This is a genomic window from Sphingomonas sp. OV641 (assembly GCF_900109205.1).
Classification (GTDB): Bacteria; Pseudomonadota; Alphaproteobacteria; order Sphingomonadales; family Sphingomonadaceae; genus Sphingomonas.
The window spans coordinates 264975-281109 of sequence record NZ_FNZB01000003.1; the positions used below are offsets into that span (position 1 = coordinate 264975).

19 protein-coding genes are annotated in these 16135 nt (G+C 65.9%); 16 read left to right on the top strand and 3 right to left on the bottom strand.

The window, feature by feature from the left end:
• Positions 1-114: 114 nt before the first annotated feature.
• From BMX36_RS15215 to BMX36_RS15260, 10 genes are all read left to right on the top strand, one after another.
• Complete coding sequence (locus BMX36_RS15215; RefSeq protein WP_066777417.1) at positions 115-462, top strand: hypothetical protein; 348 nt, start codon at positions 115-117, stop codon at positions 460-462.
• Between the two features lie 20 nt (positions 463-482).
• Positions 483-1442, top strand: a complete 960-nt coding sequence (gene ribD, locus BMX36_RS15220; protein ID WP_093067017.1) for a bifunctional diaminohydroxyphosphoribosylaminopyrimidine deaminase/5-amino-6-(5-phosphoribosylamino)uracil reductase RibD — start codon at positions 483-485, stop codon at positions 1440-1442.
• The gene (locus tag BMX36_RS15225; RefSeq protein ID WP_093066761.1) at positions 1424-2038 is read left to right on the top strand and encodes a riboflavin synthase; all 615 of its coding nucleotides are present in this window, start codon (positions 1424-1426) and stop codon (positions 2036-2038) included. The genes ribD and BMX36_RS15225 overlap by 19 nt, the downstream gene beginning before the upstream one ends.
• Positions 1983-3173: a 3,4-dihydroxy-2-butanone-4-phosphate synthase gene (gene ribB, locus BMX36_RS15230; RefSeq protein WP_066777366.1), complete on the top strand. Its 1191-nt coding sequence runs from the start codon at positions 1983-1985 to the stop codon at positions 3171-3173. Before BMX36_RS15225 ends, ribB begins: the two co-directional genes overlap by 56 nt.
• Entirely contained in the window at positions 3173-3694 is a 522-nt protein-coding gene (locus tag BMX36_RS15235; RefSeq protein WP_093067019.1) for a CYTH domain-containing protein, read from the top strand. The genes ribB and BMX36_RS15235 overlap by 1 nt, the downstream gene beginning before the upstream one ends.
• A complete protein-coding gene (gene ribH / locus BMX36_RS15240; protein WP_093066763.1) occupies positions 3694-4113 on the top strand; it encodes a 6,7-dimethyl-8-ribityllumazine synthase in 420 nt (139 codons plus the stop codon). Before BMX36_RS15235 ends, ribH begins: the two co-directional genes overlap by 1 nt.
• 102 nt (positions 4114-4215) lie before the next feature.
• Positions 4216-5100 carry a bestrophin family protein gene (locus tag BMX36_RS15245; RefSeq protein ID WP_066777354.1) on the top strand — a complete coding sequence of 295 codons (885 nt, stop codon included), beginning with the start codon at positions 4216-4218 and terminating at the stop codon, positions 5098-5100.
• A 100-nt stretch (positions 5101-5200) separates the two neighbouring features.
• Positions 5201-6568: a cytochrome P450 gene (locus BMX36_RS15250; protein WP_093066765.1), complete on the top strand. Its 1368-nt coding sequence runs from the start codon at positions 5201-5203 to the stop codon at positions 6566-6568.
• Between the two features lie 125 nt (positions 6569-6693).
• Entirely contained in the window at positions 6694-6984 is a 291-nt protein-coding gene (locus BMX36_RS15255) for a hypothetical protein (RefSeq protein ID WP_371262909.1), read from the top strand.
• Positions 6985-7045: 61 nt separating this feature from the next.
• Complete coding sequence (locus tag BMX36_RS15260; protein ID WP_066777344.1) at positions 7046-7711, top strand: response regulator transcription factor; 666 nt, start codon at positions 7046-7048, stop codon at positions 7709-7711.
• Here the strand turns inward: BMX36_RS15260 and BMX36_RS15265 are convergent.
• Positions 7684-7935, bottom strand: a complete 252-nt coding sequence (locus tag BMX36_RS15265; RefSeq protein WP_143058581.1) for a hypothetical protein — start codon at positions 7933-7935, stop codon at positions 7684-7686. The genes BMX36_RS15260 and BMX36_RS15265 overlap by 28 nt on opposite strands.
• 42 nt (positions 7936-7977) lie before the next feature.
• Here BMX36_RS15265 and BMX36_RS15270 point away from each other — a divergent pair, with 42 nt between their 5' ends.
• Complete coding sequence (locus BMX36_RS15270; protein WP_231731742.1) at positions 7978-9360, top strand: sensor histidine kinase; 1383 nt, start codon at positions 7978-7980, stop codon at positions 9358-9360.
• A 36-nt stretch (positions 9361-9396) separates the two neighbouring features.
• Here BMX36_RS15270 and BMX36_RS15275 read toward each other — a convergent pair whose 3' ends face one another.
• Complete coding sequence (locus BMX36_RS15275; RefSeq protein WP_093066769.1) at positions 9397-10716, bottom strand: M20/M25/M40 family metallo-hydrolase; 1320 nt, start codon at positions 10714-10716, stop codon at positions 9397-9399.
• Positions 10717-10889: 173 nt separating this feature from the next.
• Between BMX36_RS15275 and BMX36_RS15280 the strand changes: the two genes are divergently transcribed.
• The 4 genes from BMX36_RS15280 to BMX36_RS15295 all read left to right on the top strand — a co-directional run bounded on the left by BMX36_RS15280 (position 10890) and on the right by BMX36_RS15295 (position 14294).
• A complete protein-coding gene (locus tag BMX36_RS15280; RefSeq protein WP_143058582.1) occupies positions 10890-11321 on the top strand; it encodes a hypothetical protein in 432 nt (143 codons plus the stop codon).
• A 1-nt stretch (position 11322) separates the two neighbouring features.
• Positions 11323-12060, top strand: coding sequence for a TorF family putative porin (locus BMX36_RS15285; RefSeq protein ID WP_256210838.1), 738 nt, complete (start codon positions 11323-11325; stop codon positions 12058-12060).
• Positions 12061-12180: 120 nt separating this feature from the next.
• Entirely contained in the window at positions 12181-13314 is a 1134-nt protein-coding gene (locus BMX36_RS15290) for an NAD(P)H-dependent flavin oxidoreductase (protein WP_093066773.1), read from the top strand.
• A gap of 122 nt (positions 13315-13436) precedes the next feature.
• Positions 13437-14294, top strand: a complete 858-nt coding sequence (locus tag BMX36_RS15295; protein WP_093066775.1) for a GGDEF domain-containing protein — start codon at positions 13437-13439, stop codon at positions 14292-14294.
• 32 nt (positions 14295-14326) lie between these two features.
• Here BMX36_RS15295 and BMX36_RS15300 read toward each other — a convergent pair whose 3' ends face one another.
• Positions 14327-15085, bottom strand: coding sequence for a competence/damage-inducible protein A (locus BMX36_RS15300; protein ID WP_093066777.1), 759 nt, complete (start codon positions 15083-15085; stop codon positions 14327-14329).
• Positions 15086-15139: 54 nt separating this feature from the next.
• Here BMX36_RS15300 and map point away from each other — a divergent pair, with 54 nt between their 5' ends.
• Positions 15140-15967 carry a type I methionyl aminopeptidase gene (gene map, locus BMX36_RS15305; RefSeq protein ID WP_093066779.1) on the top strand — a complete coding sequence of 276 codons (828 nt, stop codon included), beginning with the start codon at positions 15140-15142 and terminating at the stop codon, positions 15965-15967.
• Positions 15968-16135 lie beyond the last annotated feature (168 nt).

Consider the following 16135-nt stretch of genomic DNA (forward strand, 5'->3'; position numbering starts at 1 on the left):
GCCGCGCCGGGGAGCCAGCGGCCAGACGGTCAAGCCGGCTTCCCGGCCACAGCATGGCGGGAGGTGGCGGGTGAGGGGCTGGTTTCGGCATCCATGGGCCACTATGTCCAACCGATGCAATTCTTTGCCCGGATGAGCCCGTTTCGCGCGGTGCGCGACCTGCGCCTGTTTCTGCACCAGCGGCAGAAACACGAACTCATCTTCCTCTTCCTCTCCGTGATCCTGACGGGGCTGCTGATCATCGGCTTTGCCAAGGATTCCTCGGTCGAGAAGGTTTACAAGCCCGAGATCGTCTATGTGCAGCAATGGCGGCTTGATCGCACCGATGCGGAGATCCGGGCCCAGCAGGCGATCGACGCGCCCATCAAGCAGAAGCAGATGGACGAGCAGAAGCGCCGCCAGGAAGAGCTGCGCGCGTCATTCCAGAAGGTGGACGACAAGCTGAAGCGATGGGGGCTGTAAACGCCGCCGACGCGCGCTGGATGGGGGCGGCCCTGGCGCTGGCGACGCGGGGCCGTGGACGAACGAGCCCCAATCCGGCGGTCGGATGCGTAATCGTGCGCGATGGCACGGTCGTCGGTCGTGGATGGACCCAGCCGAGTGGCCGTCCCCATGCCGAGGCAATGGCGCTGGGCGCGGCCGGAGACCGGGCGCGAGGCGCCACCGCTTACGTAACGCTGGAGCCATGCGCCCATGTGTCGCCACGCGGGCCGGCATGCGCGGACCTGCTGGTTGCCAGCGAAGTGGCGCGGGTTGTCGTCGCGCTTGGCGATCCGGACCCGCGCACCAATGGCAAGGGGCTGGCGCGACTCGCGGCGGCCGGGATCGACACGGCAGTGGGGGTGAGGGCGGCGGAGGCGCGGGTCAGCATGGCCGGCTTTCTCACCCGGCTGGCGCAGGGGCGCCCGCATGTGACGCTGAAGCTTGCGACCTCGCTGGACGGGTGCATCGCGCGCGGTAATGGCGAAAGCCAGTGGATCACCGGCCCCGAGGCGCGCGCGCATGCGCATGTCGAACGCAGCCGGCACGACATCATCCTGGTCGGGCGCGGGACCTGGGAGATGGACCAGCCAAGGTTGGACGTGCGGCTGCCGGGGCTCGAATCGCGCTCGCCAAGGCGGGTGGTGCTGTCGAGCGCTGGCGTGACCGGGGATGCCGCGTGGATCGACTCGCCAGCGGCGATCGCGAACCTGGGCGGCGATCATGTCTTCATCGAAGGCGGAGCTGGCGCCGCGGCGGCATTCCTGGCCGCCGATCTGGTCGACCGCCTCGTGCTGTATCGCGCGCCGATCCTGATCGGGGGCGGCCGCCCTGCCGTGAACGACATCGGATTGGCGGCACTGAGCGAGGCGCATGGGCGCTGGGTACAGAGTGATGCGCGCCAGCTTGGCAGGGACCGGCTCGAGGTCTACGAGCGTTTGCGATGTTCACCGGGATCATAACCGACGTCGGCCAAATCACGCGCGTGGAAACGCGTGGCGATACGCGCGTGGTGGTTGGCACGAGCTACGAAACGCTGGAGATCGATCTGGGCGCTTCGGTCGCCTGTTCGGGCGTTTGCCTTACCGTCGTCGACAAGGGGCCGGACTGGCTGGCCTTTGACGTATCCGGCGAGACAGTGCAGCGAACGGCGCAGGGCCAGTGGAGCGAGGGGCGCCGGCTGAACCTTGAGCGCGCGATGAAGCTGGGCGACGAACTGGGCGGCCATATCGTGACCGGGCACGTCGACGGCATCGCCGAAGTGATCGGGGTCTGCCCCGATGGCGATTCGAAGCGCGTCGGCTTTCGCGTGTCCAGCGATCTGGCGCCATTCCTGGCGCCCAAGGGATCGGTGACAGTGGATGGCGTGTCGCTGACCGTCAACGAAGTCAGCGATGCCGAGGACGGTTCGACCCACTTCGCGGTCAACATCATACCCCATACCCAAGCGGTGACGACGCTTTCGGATCTGGCGCCGGGCAGCGCCGTCAACATCGAGATCGATGTGCTCGCCCGCTATCTCCAACGGATGGAACATTATCGTGCAAAAGCCCGCTGAACTCGCGCGTTTGCGCCACGCCTTTCTCTCGAGCCCCGAAGAGATCATCGACGAGGCGAAGAACGGCCGAATGTTCATCCTGGTCGATGACGAGGATCGCGAGAATGAAGGCGATCTGGTCATCCCCGCACAGATGGCGACGCCGGAGAAGATCAACTTCATGGCGCGGCACGGGCGCGGCCTGATCTGTCTGGCGATGACCAAGGCGCGCGTCGACGCGCTCGGGCTGGGGCTGATGAGCCGCCATAACGGCACGCGGCACGAGACGGCCTTCACCGTTTCGATCGAGGCGCGCGACGGCGTGACGACCGGCATCTCCGCCGCCGACCGCGCCCGCACGATCGCGGTGGCGATCGACGCGAGCAAGGGGCGCGAGGAGATCGTGACGCCGGGCCATGTATTCCCACTGGTCGCGCGCGATGGCGGCGTGCTGGTGCGTGCGGGTCATACCGAAGCGGCCGTCGACGTGTCGCGCCTCGCCGGCCTCAACCCGTCGGGCGTGATCTGCGAGATCATGAACGAGGACGGGACGATGTCCCGCATGGACGACCTTGTCGCCTTTGCGCAGCTCCACAACCTCAAGATCGGCACGATCCGTGATCTGATCGCCTATCGCCGTCGCTACGATCACTTGGTCGAGAAGAAGGCGGAAATGACCTTCGAATCGCGCTGGGGCGGGCAGTGGAAGGCGGTGACGTTCCACAACAAGGCAACCGGTGACGAGACGATCGCGCTGGTGAAGGGCAAGATTGATCCCGAGAAGCCGACGCTGGTGCGCATGCATACCGCCAGCTTCTTCGTCGACATGTTCGGCGAAGCGTCCGAGCGGTCGGGGCTGCTCTCCACCTCGATGGAGATGATCGCGGAAGAGGGCGCCGGCGTGATCGTGGTGATCAACCGCGCAATGAAGGGCGTGGTGTCGCGCTTCATGCAGCTGCGCGCGGAGGGCAAGGGTGCAGGGGCACCCGAGGTCGAGGAACTGCGCGACTATGGCGTCGGCGCGCAGATCCTGGCCGAACTGGGCGTGGAGGAAATGATCCTCCTGACCAACACGCATCACACGCTGGTCGGCCTCGATGGCTATGGCCTGTCGATCGTCGGTGAGCGGCCGATCACGGGCACTGCCGGCGAATGATGCGCACCGGCGCCGACGAAGCCGCGGCGCCGAAATATGCTCATGTCGAACGCGAGCGGCGGTGGCTGATCGACCCGGCCAGCCGCCCCGCGCCCGGTGCGGCGCATCTGCTGATCGAGGATCGCTACATCGCCGGTACGCGGATGCGCCTTCGCCGAATGACCGACAGCGCCAGCGGCGCCGTCGCGCTGAAGCTGACCAAGAAATATGACGCGGCCGATCCGCTCGCGCGGGCGATCGTCACCGCCTATCTCGACGATGCGGAGTTTGCGCTCCTCGCGGGGCTGCCGGGGGCGATGATCGTCAAGCGACGGTTCGACCTTTGCAGCCATGGCGTCACCTACAGCCTGGACCGGTTTGAAGGCGCGCTGGCCGGCCTGGAGCTTGCCGAGATCGAATGGGCCGACGATGCGGGGCTTCGAGGCTTGCCCGCGCCGCCCGGTGCGATACGGGAGGTCAGCAACGATCCGCGCTACCAAGGGGGCAGCCTGGTCGCAGCCGGCATACCAAAGGAAGAGTGATGGCCAATATCCTCATCGTCGAGGCGCGTTTCTACGATCACCTGAACGACATGCTGGTCGCCGGCGCGCGCGCCGCGATCGAGGCAGCGGGGCACCAGGCAGAGGTGGTGACCGTACCGGGGGCACTGGAAGTGCCGGGCGCGATTGCCATGGCCGCCGAGACGGGGCGCTATGATGCCTATGTCGCGCTTGGCGTGGTGATCCGCGGCGAGACCTATCACTTCGAGATCGTGTCCAACGAAAGCGCGCGCGGGATCATGGCGCTGACTATGGATGGCATTGCGATCGGCAACGGCATCCTGACCACCGAGAATGAGGAACAGGCGATCCGGCGGGCGGATCCGGCGCAGCTCGACAAGGGCGGCGGCGCGGCACAGGCGGCGTTGGCGATGCTGGACCTGCGCGAACGGCTCGGCTGACGCGCGGGTCGTTCCGCTGCCGGACATAATTCGTCACGGAGCCGCGCTAGTGGGTTGCGCGTAGGGTGCGCTACGGCCGCAACGAAGCAACCGTGAGCGTCAATGATCATTTCCTCTACCCCCCGCCTCAACGTCATCATTCAGGAGGTGTGGCGACCGCTGCTTGCCCTGTTCATCTGGGATTGCGTCGTCACCGGGATCTACGTGTTCCAGCCGTTTCGGGCACCCGAACTGCCGTTGACCATCTTCGGTTCGGTGCTGGCGCTGTTTCTCGGGTTCCGCACCAATTCCGCCTATCAGAGATGGTGGGAGTCGCGTGGGCTTTGGGGCCTGATGATCAATGCCTCCCGCAGCCTGGCGCGCACCGCGCGTAACTTCCTGCCGGATGACGAGGCGCGAGACCTGAAGCGAACGATCGTGCTGCGCCATGTCGCCTATGTGAACGCGCTGCGCTGCCAATTGCGCAAGCAGCCCGCCGACGCCGAAGTGCTCCGCTTCCTCTCGCGCGGGGAAGCGGAGCCGGCGCTGCAGCGGACCAATATCGCCAATGGCATCCTGGACGGATCATCCCGCCGCATCGACGATGCGCGCGCCAAGGGGTGGATCGACACCATCCAGCAGACGCATTTCGAAAGCCTGCTGGTCGACATTTCCAATGCGCAAGGCGGCATGGAGCGGATCAAGAACACGCCGCTGCCCAATCAGTACCGCTTCTTTCCGACGTTCTTCACTCGGCTGTTCTGCATCCTTCTGCCGATCGGCCTGGTCGAGACGCTGGGGATCGCCACGCCGGTCGGGTCGACGGTCGCGGGGCTGATGTTCCTGGCGGTGCTGCAGATCGGCGATGATCTGGTTGATCCATTCGCCAACACCATCCACGACGTCCCGCTTTCCGCCATGTGTCGGACGATCGAGATCGACCTGCTCCAGGCGATCGGCGACGAGGCCCCGCCGCCGTTGCAGCCGGTGAAGGGCGTGTTGTGGTGAGCGCAAGCGCTCATCGCGGCTGACCCGCCGCGCGGGAATGCTTGGCAAGACCGCTCGATCTTACTTATACTGATGTAAGTAGGATTGGAGAGAATCGCCCATGGCTCACGCGCACACGCTGGCGGGCAACCCGCACTGGCTGCCCGCCAATCCGCCCTCAGTGCTGAAGGACATCCCCGGCAGCCGCGGCTTGCCCTTTGTCGGCAACACCTTCGCCGTGCTGAAGGACCCGATCGGTTTCACCGATCGCATGGTCGCCAAATATGGCCCGGTCTATCGCAACCGCACCTTTGGCGGCGATGGCGTGATCCTGCTGGGCCCGGAAGCGAACGAGCTGGTCCTGTTCGACAAGGAAAAGAACTTCTCCTCCGAACAGGGATGGGGGCCGATTCTCAATCTCGTGTTTCCCCGTGGCCTGATGCTGATGGACTTCGAGAAGCATCGCGCGGATCGCAAGGCGCTGTCGGTGGCGTTCAAGCCGGAACCGATGCGCCATTATGCGGCGGAGCTGAACGCGGGCATCGCCGAACAGGTCGGCGGCTGGGCGAACAAGACCTTGCCTTTCTACAGCGCGATCAAGGCGTTGAGCCTGGACCTGGCGGCGACCAGTTTCCTCGGCGTTCCGCTGGGCCCAGAGGCGTCACGCATCAACCAGGCGTTTGTCGATGAAGTGCAGGCGTCCGTATCGCCCGTCCGCTCGCCCCTGCCGGGCACGTCGATGCGGCGGGGCGTGAAGGCGCGGGAGTATCTGGTCGACTATTTCACGCGAGAGATCCCGAACCGACGCCATGGCGAGGGTCAGGATTTCTTCTCGCAATTCTGCCGCGCCACCGACGAGGAAGGGCGCCCGCTCGCGGACGATGCCATTGTCGACCACATGAACTTTCTGATGATGGCGGCGCATGACACCATCACGTCATCGGCCACCAGCCTGGTCATGCTGCTCGGCAAGCATGTGGACTGGCAGGAGAAGCTGCGTGAGGAAGTGCAGGGGCTCGGCAGCAACGATGGCAGCGTGCCGTATGAACAGCTCGACCGACTGGTGCTGACGGAATGGGCATTCAAGGAATCGCTGAGGCTGATGCCGCCGGTGCCATCGATCCCGCGCCGGGCGATGCGCGACTTCACCTTTGGCGGGTACCACATTCCGGCGGGCACGTTCGTCGGCGTCAACACGGCCTACACCCATCACATGGCGGAGCATTGGCCCGATCCGAAGCGGTTCGACCCGACCCGCTTCTCCCCCGAATCGTCCAAGGGGCGGCATCGCTTCGCCTGGGTGCCGTTCGGCGGGGGCGCGCATATGTGCATCGGACTGCACTTCGCCACCATGCAGATCCGCATCCTCGTCGCGCATCTGCTCAGCCGCTACCACATCGAACTGTCGCCGGGCGCTGGCGCCGATTGGCAGATCTTCCCGATCCCGCGACCAAAGGACGGGCTGCCGGTGACGTTCAAGCCGTTGTAAAAGCTACACGTGCGTCGCGGCACCGGGTTTTCGTTGCCGCGGCGGCGCAGCCATGGTCTGAATTGGACCATGCTGGCTTATTCACAAGGTGTTCAATCCTTTATCGCTACGTCGCGGGCATGCGGATGTGCATTGCCTTGATCCTGCTGGCCCTTCCTGCGCCCGTTCCGGCGCAGCCGGGCGAGCAGCAGCGCGACGGCGTGGCCGCCTGGCGCGCGCTGCGCGAAGGCCGGATCCTGTCCATCAAGGAAATCGAACGCCGTGTGATCCCGACGATGCGGGATGCGCAATATATCGGATTCGATTTCGAGATGCCGAGTGCCGTTTACACGCTGAAATTCCTTCGCGACGGCACCGTGATCTGGGTAGATGTGGACGGCCGCTCCGGACAGGTGATCGGGCGGACGGGCAAGTGACCGCACCTTTTTCCGCGCGCCTGCCGGTGCTAATCAGCGCTGTTTATATGTGGGAGTGACCATGCGCGTCCTGATCGTCGAGGATGAGCCCAACCTGGGCCAGCAGCTGAAGAACACGCTGGAGGGTGCGGGCTATGCCATCGATCTCGCCACGGACGGCGAAGAGGGCCACTTCCTAGGCTCGACGGAAAACTATGACGCCATTGTTCTCGATCTCGGGTTGCCGGAGATCGATGGGCTGACGGTGCTCGATCGCTGGCGCAAGGAAGGCAAGACCATGCCGGTGCTGGTGCTGACGGCGCGCGACAGCTGGTCCGACAAGGTGGCCGGCCTGGACGCTGGCGCGGACGATTATGTCGCCAAGCCCTTCCAGACCGAAGAGCTGATCGCCCGGCTGCGCGCGCTTATCCGCCGTGCCTCGGGCAATGCCTCGTCCGAGCTGACCGCAGGCGACGTTCGCCTCGATACGCGATCGGGGAAGGTGACGCGGGCGGGCGAGCCGGTGAAGCTGACCGCGCAGGAGTACAAGCTGCTGTCATACCTGTTGCACCACAAGGGCAAGGTGGTCAGCCGTACCGAGCTGATCGAGCATATCTACGACCAGGATTTCGACCGCGATTCAAACACGATCGAGGTGTTCGTGACGCGCATCCGAAAGAAGCTGGGGCAGGATGTGATCACCACCATCCGTGGCCTTGGCTACAGCCTGGAAGATCCCGCAGCCTGAAGCATTTCGGCGCGCGGCTGCTCCCACAAACCAATGCGATCATATCCCGCCTCGCGCCAGGTATCCGCCACCATCTGCGGCTCGGCCCGTTCGATCGCGGGCGGGGAAGCATAGGCGGGGACGATGCCGGCGATCGTCCATGACGCAATCAGGAAGCCTGTCACCAGACTGACGAGCAGGCCTGCCACGCCCGCCAAGGCCATCACCGGAAAGGTACGCAACACGACGGCTCTCCTTTCGTTGAAGGTGAACAGCAAAGCGCCAGCATGGTTCCGATGCGCGACGAAGTGACGAGCAGCAGCGAGGGCCGGCTGGTCCATACCGGATCGCTGACCCGCCGCATGATCGTGATTGCGGCGGTGTGGATCACGCTGTTGCTGGCTGGCGGCGGGTTCGCGCTGGACCGCGTGCTGACCGCGGCCGTGACGCAGAATTTCGACGACCAGCTGGAATATGTGCTGCGATCGCTGCTCGTGTCTGCCGAGATCGGCCCGGAAGGCGAGGTGATCTTCAACCGCGAACCGGCCGACCAGCGTTTTCTGGAACCCTATTCCGGCCTGTATTGGCAGGTCTCAGGCGCGGGACGCGAGGCGTTCCCCTCGCGATCGCTATGGGACCGGCAACTCGCCCATACCGAGACGCATAACGACCGCGGCGTCCATATCTACAACAGCGATCAGTTCGGGACGGAGAAGCTGCGGGTCGTCGAGCGTGATGTGAAGCTGCCGGGTTCGGAGGTGCGCTGGCGCTTTCAGGTGGCGCAAAGTCGCGAGGGGTTGGATGCCCAGATCGGAGCGCTGCGCCGGACGCTGGTGCGCAGCTTCCTGCTGCTCGGTCTGGGGCTGATGGTGCTGGCCGCGTTGCAGACCTTTTACGGGCTTCTGCCGCTGCGCAAGCTTCGGCTGGAGATTGCGCGGATGCGGGGCGGCCGCACCAACCGGATCGCCGGGCCGTTGCCAGTCGAGGTGGCGCCGCTGGTGGAGGAACTGAACGCGCTGGTCGCCCATAATGAAACGCAGGCGGAGGAGGCGCGCCGCCATGCCGGCAACCTTGCCCATGCGCTGAAGACGCCGCTGACCGTGATCATGAATGCCGCCACCGCGCAATCGGACGACCTGGCCGATACCGTGGTGCGCGAGGCGCGGACGATGCGGCGGCAGGTCGACCACCATCTTGCACGCGCGCGGGCGGTGGGGCGGCGCGGATCGGCGCATAGCCGCGCCGAGGTGTGGCCGAGCGTGGAATCGGTCGAGCGCGCGGTACAACGGCTGTACCCTCATGTCCGCATCGACATGGACGGGCCAAAAGATCTGGTCGCCCATATCGAACGCCAGGATCTGGACGAGATCATGGGCAATCTGGTGGAGAATGCCGCCAAATATGGCGGTGGCAGCGTATTCGTGACGGTAAGCGCGCAGGCCGGCTTCGTGGAGATCATGGTCGAGGATGACGGCATGGGCATCCCTGAGGCCGATCGCATCCGGATCTTCGATCGCGGCGTGCGGTTGGATACGGGCAAGCCGGGCACGGGATTGGGGCTGGCGATCGTGCGCGACGTGGCAGAGATCTATGAAGGCACGGTGAGCCTGGAGGAAAGCGAGGATCTCGGCGGGCTGCTGGTGCGGCTGCGCCTGCCGATGGCGACCTGAAGAAGTCCTACCCGTAGATCCACGCAGTGGCAGCGCTTAACGGGGGCGCGGCTCGGCAGTGAGGCGGGAGATCAGCGCGGCGCTGCGCAGTGCCTGACGCGGCAGGCTCTTCAAGTCCACCCATTCGCCCACCGCATGGGCGCCGCCGCCCGATACGCCCATGCCACCCAGCGTGACCGCGTCTGCGGCGACGAAGCTGGAGTCCGCCGCGCCGCGCTTGGCCGGATCCATCTCCTGCATTTCAGGAAGGCCGAGATCGCGGTTCACCTGGTTGAGCTTGCCCATCAGAGCGCGGTTGCCAGCCGTAGGCGGCATCGACGGATAGCCTTCGAAGAAGCGGATCGACCCGTCGGTGCCGGGCAGGTGCTTGGCGACGATCGCCTCCATCGCGGCCTTGATGCGCGCGTCCTGCTCGGGCGAGAGGCTGCGCAGATCGCCGCGCGCCACCGCGCGCGCGGGAATGACGTTGGTCTTTCCCTCTGCCGTGCCCTTCACGCCTGGCTCGTCCAGCGATGCCGGCGTTCCACCGACCACGACACTCGCGTTGAAGGTGAGGTTCGGCTCGGGCAAGGTGCGGCGGAATTCATCGAGGATGCGCGCGAGCTCGTACACCGCGCCATACCCCATGGATTCGTTGAAGATGCCACTGGAATGGCCGGTGCGGCCGGTGGTGACGATTTCCCAATTGGTGGAGCTGCGCCGGGCGGTGGTGGCAAATTCCTGGCTGCCCATGACGGCAAGGTTCTCATATTCAAGAGCCACGTCCGCCCATTTGCCCGCCTCCACCAGGTCCTTGCGCGCGAGCTCAAGCGGAGCGCCGGTCTTTTCCTCGTCGCCGGTCAGGACGACCTTCAGATCCGCATTCTTGAGCGTGCCCGCTGCCTGCATCGCGCGCAGCGTGGCGACGATCACGACCAGACCGCCCTTGTCATCGCCTACGCCCGGCCCGGTCACACGATCCTCCTCGCGCGACCAGCCGGTGAACGGGCTATCGGGTTCGAACACCGTGTCGAGATGGCCGATCAGCAACACGCGCTGTCCACGGCCGTTGCCCTTGTGGGTGGCGATCAGATGACCCGCTCGGCCGGTGGCGGTCATGTCGAACCATTGGACGGTGAAGCCGAGCGGTTCGAGCTCCGCGCGCATCATTTCGCCCACCGCCTTCACCCCGGCGAGGTTGAGGCTGCCGGAATTCTGCCGGACGAGCTTTTCCAGCAGCGCTTCATGGCGCGGCGCCTCCTGCGCGATCACGTCCTTCATTCGTGTCTCGGGCCCGCTGGCGGCGGCGCTGAGAAGGAGCGCGAGCGCAGGTGCGGCGATGAAGGTGCGGGCGAAGCGGGGACGGCTGAGGAGCATCCGTTCAGGCTAGGGCAGCGGAATCTGGATGAACAGGGCATCATGTCAAATCATTGCGGCTTTGCCGGTGCATTGATCGCGAGGCCGGGTTCAGCCATTCGCAAAGCGCCGCGCAGGTCGGCGCGGTCACGCGAGCGGGCGAAAAAGTCCGCCGCACAGGCAGGAGACCGAACATGAACCTTTTCATCACCGCCGGGCTGCTGCTCGGCGCGCAAGCGGCCGACGCGCATCGTGTCGCGGTCGATCATCGCGGACAGCGCGTGGACGTGACGTACCGCAGCGATCTGAACGTCATTCACAAGCAGGTCGGCACCACCGGACCGGGCGGCCGCGCCAACACCTTGCGCTGCGCGTGGAAGGCGACGGTAAGCGTCAATCGCGAAGCGCGCAGCGCGGCGGGACACGTGCTGACCCGGACCATCGCGAGCGAAACGCCGATCGAAGGCAGCCGGCCGGGTTGGTGCGCAGGGCAGCGATCGGCGATCGCACAGGAAGTGGCGGCGCGGAGTAGCGCGGTGCGCGAGCATCTGCTTGCCGTGGCGGAGCAGGACCGCGAGGCGCTGGCGCTGGAACTGGATGCCGCTCACATGCCGGTACGCAGCTGACGTGAAGCTGATTCACATCATGGTCGCCGCGGCATGGAGCGCCGCGGCCCTTCCGGCATTCGCTCAGGCCGATCTGGGCGCCAGTGTCGAAGTAGCGACGGACGAGCGGCGGCGCGGCATCAGCTGGAGCGACGGGGAGCTTGCCCCGGCGGCGAGCGTCCGCGCCGGCGTGCCGTTCGGCCTTGATCTGAGCGCGCGGATCACCGGCACGCGCGGCGATCCGCGCCATGGCGGCGCCGACGCGGTGGTCGACGTGACAGGCGGCTTCGCCCGCGATATCGGTGGCGGCCTTCGGCTCGACGGGTTCGTTACCGGGCATCTGTTCACCGGGGCGGCGGAGGCCTTCGATTACGTCGAGGTGGGGGCGGGCGCCAGCTATGCGCTGGGCCCGGCCGAGATCGGGATCGACGCCCGCTATGCGCCGGATCAGGCCGCGATCGGCGGCGACAACCTGTGGTTCGGCGCGCGTGCCAGAGTGGGCGTGCCGGCGACGCCGTTCACCGTGAACGCTTCGCTTGGCCGTTCCACCGGCAGCGTCGATGACTGGCGGCGGGCGGCGCGCCTTCGTCCTGGCGGCGACTATACCGATTGGTCGCTGGGCGTGGACCATATCACCGGCCCGGTGAGCCTTGGCCTGGTGTATAGCGGCACCGATATCGAACAGGTGGCGGACTCCCCCTTCGCCAATGCGCGCCACACGGGTGACAAGGTGACGGCGCGGCTCGCCATCAGCTTCTAACGGGACGGTCGCACCGCGCCCTGCCCGGGCACGGTGCGACCTGAAGGGCAGCAGCCCCCGCCTCTTCCTTTTCCTTCGTCGACCCGCCAGAAGACGGGCAAACAAGATGGGAGAGGGACCATGAAGTCACCGATTTGCGCGATGCTGGGCATCGATTTCCCGCTGCTCGCATTCAGCCATTGCCGCGACGTGGTGGCCGCGGTGAGCCGGGCGGGTGGCTTCGGGGTGCTGGGCGCGACCGGGCACACGCTGGAGAGCCTGGAGACGGAGCTCGCCTGGATCGATGCGCATGTCGACGGCAAGCCTTACGGGCTGGACGTGTTGATTCCCGAAAATCTGGCGACTGGCGGTGCGAAAGGGCTGACGCGTGCGTCGATCATGGACAAGGTGCCGCCCGAACATCGTGCGTTCGTCGGACAGCTGGCGGAAAAGCACCATTTCGCCATGCCGGAGGAGCGGGCCGACTCTGATGCGCCGGCCCCGTTCGACCCCAATCTTGCGCTCGAAATGCTCAACGTCGCCTTTCGCCATCCCATCAAGCTGATCGCCAACGCGCTTGGCGTGCCGCCCAAGGCGATGATCGACATGGGGCGCGAGCGCGGCGTGCCGGTCGCGGCGCTGGTCGGCGCCAAGGAACATGCCATCCGCCAGGTGGAGGCAGGCGTCGACATCCTGGTGGTGCAGGGCGGCGAGGCCGGCGGCCATTGCGGAGAAGTTTCGACCATGGTGCTGGTGCCCGAAGTGATCCGGGCGCTGGAAGCGCGCGGCCAGCGTGTGCCGGTGCTGGCTGCCGGCGGGATCATGACCGGCGGGCAGATGGCGGCATCCATGGCAATGGGCGCCGACGGCGTTTGGACCGGATCGGTTTGGCTAGCGACGCCTGAAAGCGAATGTTCGGACGTCTTTCGCGACAAGATGGTTGAGGCCAGTTCGCGCGACACGGTGCGCTCCAAGAGCCGCACGGGGAAGCCATCGCGGCAGCTCCGCTCGGCCTGGACCGATGCTTGGGAGGGGCCAGAATCGCCTGGGCCACTGCCGATGCCGTACCAGAGCCTGATCAGCGAGCCGGCAATCCGCGCCTGCGACCTCGCCGCGCAAAAGGGCGATCCTGCCGCGCGTGAGATGGTGACTTACTTCGTCGGCCAAGGCGTTGGTCTGGTCGATCAGGTTCGTCCTGCGGGACAGGTGGTGCAGGACTTCAAACTGGAGTTCGCCGAGGCAGTGGAGCGCATGACCAACCTGATCGGCGACTGACTCGTCTCATCCGATTAGGGCGCATCTTCATCGCGCCGCTAACATTTAGGTAACGCCCTCTTCCCCAGGTCGTCCCGGCATGCCGCAGTCGCGCGGCGTGGACATACTGGGGGCAACGAGCCATGCGCTTGTATCTTGCAAGCTCGTTCATTTTCCCGCGCAGCCTGCAGTTGCGGCTGTTTGCGGTCTGTTTCGTCGGCACGCACCTGCCGCTTGCCGCTTTTCTGGCGTGGGCCGCGACGACGAGCCGGCTGGACTGGCCGGGGGCCATTGTCGTGACAGTGGCCACGCTGCTTGGGACGGTGATCGCGGTCGGCGGCATCTATGCGCTGCTGGCCCCGATCGACGTTGCGGCACGTGCGTTGAACGATGCCGGCGATGGGGAGATCACCCCGGTACCGCAGCTGTCGGGCAGCGACCTTGCCGCGCGTCTCTTCGCCGGGGTCAACCGGGCGGCCGGAGCGACGGCGGAACGGATGCGCAAGCTGAGCCGGGAGGCGATCAGCGACCCGCTGACCGGCGTGTTGAACCGCCGCGGCTTGCTCCAGCGGCTGGACGTGCTGTCGGAGCATGAAACGACCGGGGCGCTGGCGCTGGTCGACATGGATCATTTCAAGCTGGTGAACGACCTGCTCGGTCATGAGACGGGCGACCGGGTGCTGCAGGATTTCGCCAAGGTGCTGGCCGGCACGGTCCGGCATACGGACCTGGTGGCACGCTGGGGCGGCGAGGAGTTTCTGGTCTTCTTTCGAGGCGCGACCGAGGCGCAGGCCCAATCGGTGCTGATGCGCATTGCCGAGCGGATCCGCAACGAACCGCTGGCGCATGTCGGCGAACGGCCGCTGACCTTCTCGGCCGGGACAACGGCGGCGTCCCGGCGTACGCTGGAGGAGGCGCTGCGCCGCGCCGATGGCGCGCTCTACGAGGCGAAGCACCGCGGCCGGGCTCGGATCCTGAGCAGTGCGGAGATACAGTCCTGATCGCGCGAAGGTCGACCGCCTGCGCTCAATAATCAGATCCCCTCGGCGAACACCTTGTGACCGGCGGCCTCGAGCGCCGTGGTGAGATCGGCGATGCAGGCGTCCACCGCCGCGCCATCCGGCGAGCGAACGACGAAATTCGCCCCGGTGCGCCCCTCCCGAAAGAACGGGTAGCTGCCGATCGCGACGCCTTCATGCGTGCGCTCCGCATCGCGCAGCACGTCGGCGATCTCGCTTTCGGCGACCCAGCAGCCGATCTGCCGGCTGATCACCGGGTGGCCACCCTGGAGCGTACCGGTGAGGGAATCGAGCATGCCGGCAGTGATGTGGGGCACGCCGGCCATGATGAAGACATTGCCGATGTGGATGCCGGGCGCGCCCGACATCCGGTTCTCGATCAGCTCTGCGCCTTCCGGCACGCGCGCCATGCGCAGCCGAGCCTCACTCGCGCCGCCACGCGTAGCGTAATAACGCTCCAGCACGGCCACGGCGGCGGGATGATGAACGACCCCGACCCCGAGCGCGGCGGCGATGGCGTCCACCGTGATGTCGTCATGGGTAGGGCCGATACCACCGGTGGTGAAGAGATAGTCGTTGCGGGCGCGCAACGTATTCACCGCCTCAACGATGGCTTCTTCCCGATCGGGCACGACGCGCACCTCGACCAGGCGGATGCCCTGAACATTCAACCATTGCGCGATCTGCGCGACGTTCTTGTCCTGCGTTCGGCCGGAGAGGATCTCGTCACCGATCACGACGAGGGCGGCGGTCCAGATGCGTTCGCTTTCCATGCGAGCCCCGGCATAGCCTCGCAAAACTACCCTCGTCACGCTATATCGGTCGCCATGACCGAATATGTTACCGTCACCAGCGATGCGCCGCTGGGCCGCAACGGCGCCATCAAGCTGCATGGCCCCGAAGCCTTCACCGGGATGCACGCCGCTGGCCAGCTTGCCGCCGAAACGCTCGACATGATCGTGCCGCACATGGTGCCCGGCGTGACCACCGCCGAGATCGACCGCCTGGTGTACGACTTTATCAAGAGCCGTGGCGGTGTGCCCGCGACGCTTGGCTACCGCGGCTATACGCACAGCTGCTGTATCTCGATCAATCACGTCGTATGCCACGGCATTCCGAGCGAGAAGGCACTGAAATCGGGCGATATCGTCAATGTCGACGTGACGCCGATCCTCGACGGCTGGCATGGCGATTCTTCTCGCATGTACCTGATCGGCGATGTTCCGCTGAAGGCGCGGCGCCTGGTGGACGTGACCTATGAATGCCTGATGCTGGGGATTGAACAGGCGAAGCCGGGCAACACGCTGGGCGATGTGGCGCATGTGATCCAGCGCTATGCAGAATCCCATCGCTATGGCGTGGTGCGCGACTTTTGCGGGCACGGGCTGGGGCGGTTGTTCCATGATGCGCCCGAAGTGGTGCACGTCGGCCGGCCGGGGACGGGCCCCGAGCTGAAGCCGGGCATGATCTTCACCATCGAGCCGATGATTAACATCGGGCGTCCGGACGTGAAGCTGCTGGACGATGGCTGGACGGCCGTGACGCGCGACCGATCCCTGTCGGCGCAGTTCGAACATTCGATCGGCATCACCGAGGAGGGCTGCGAAGTCTTCACCTTCTCGCCGGCCGGGCTGCACAAGCCGCCTTTCGCCTGACAGTCGTTCGCGCTGAGCAACGTCGCGGCACAGCCCGCGAGTGGCGACTGGCAGGGCAGGTCCCTCGACGTCGCTCGGCACGGACGGGATGAACCTGACACCTTCGTCAGGCTAACCGCTTCGGTTTAACCACTTCCCTTCCTCACCAACCTGCGTCAGTCTCCCGCC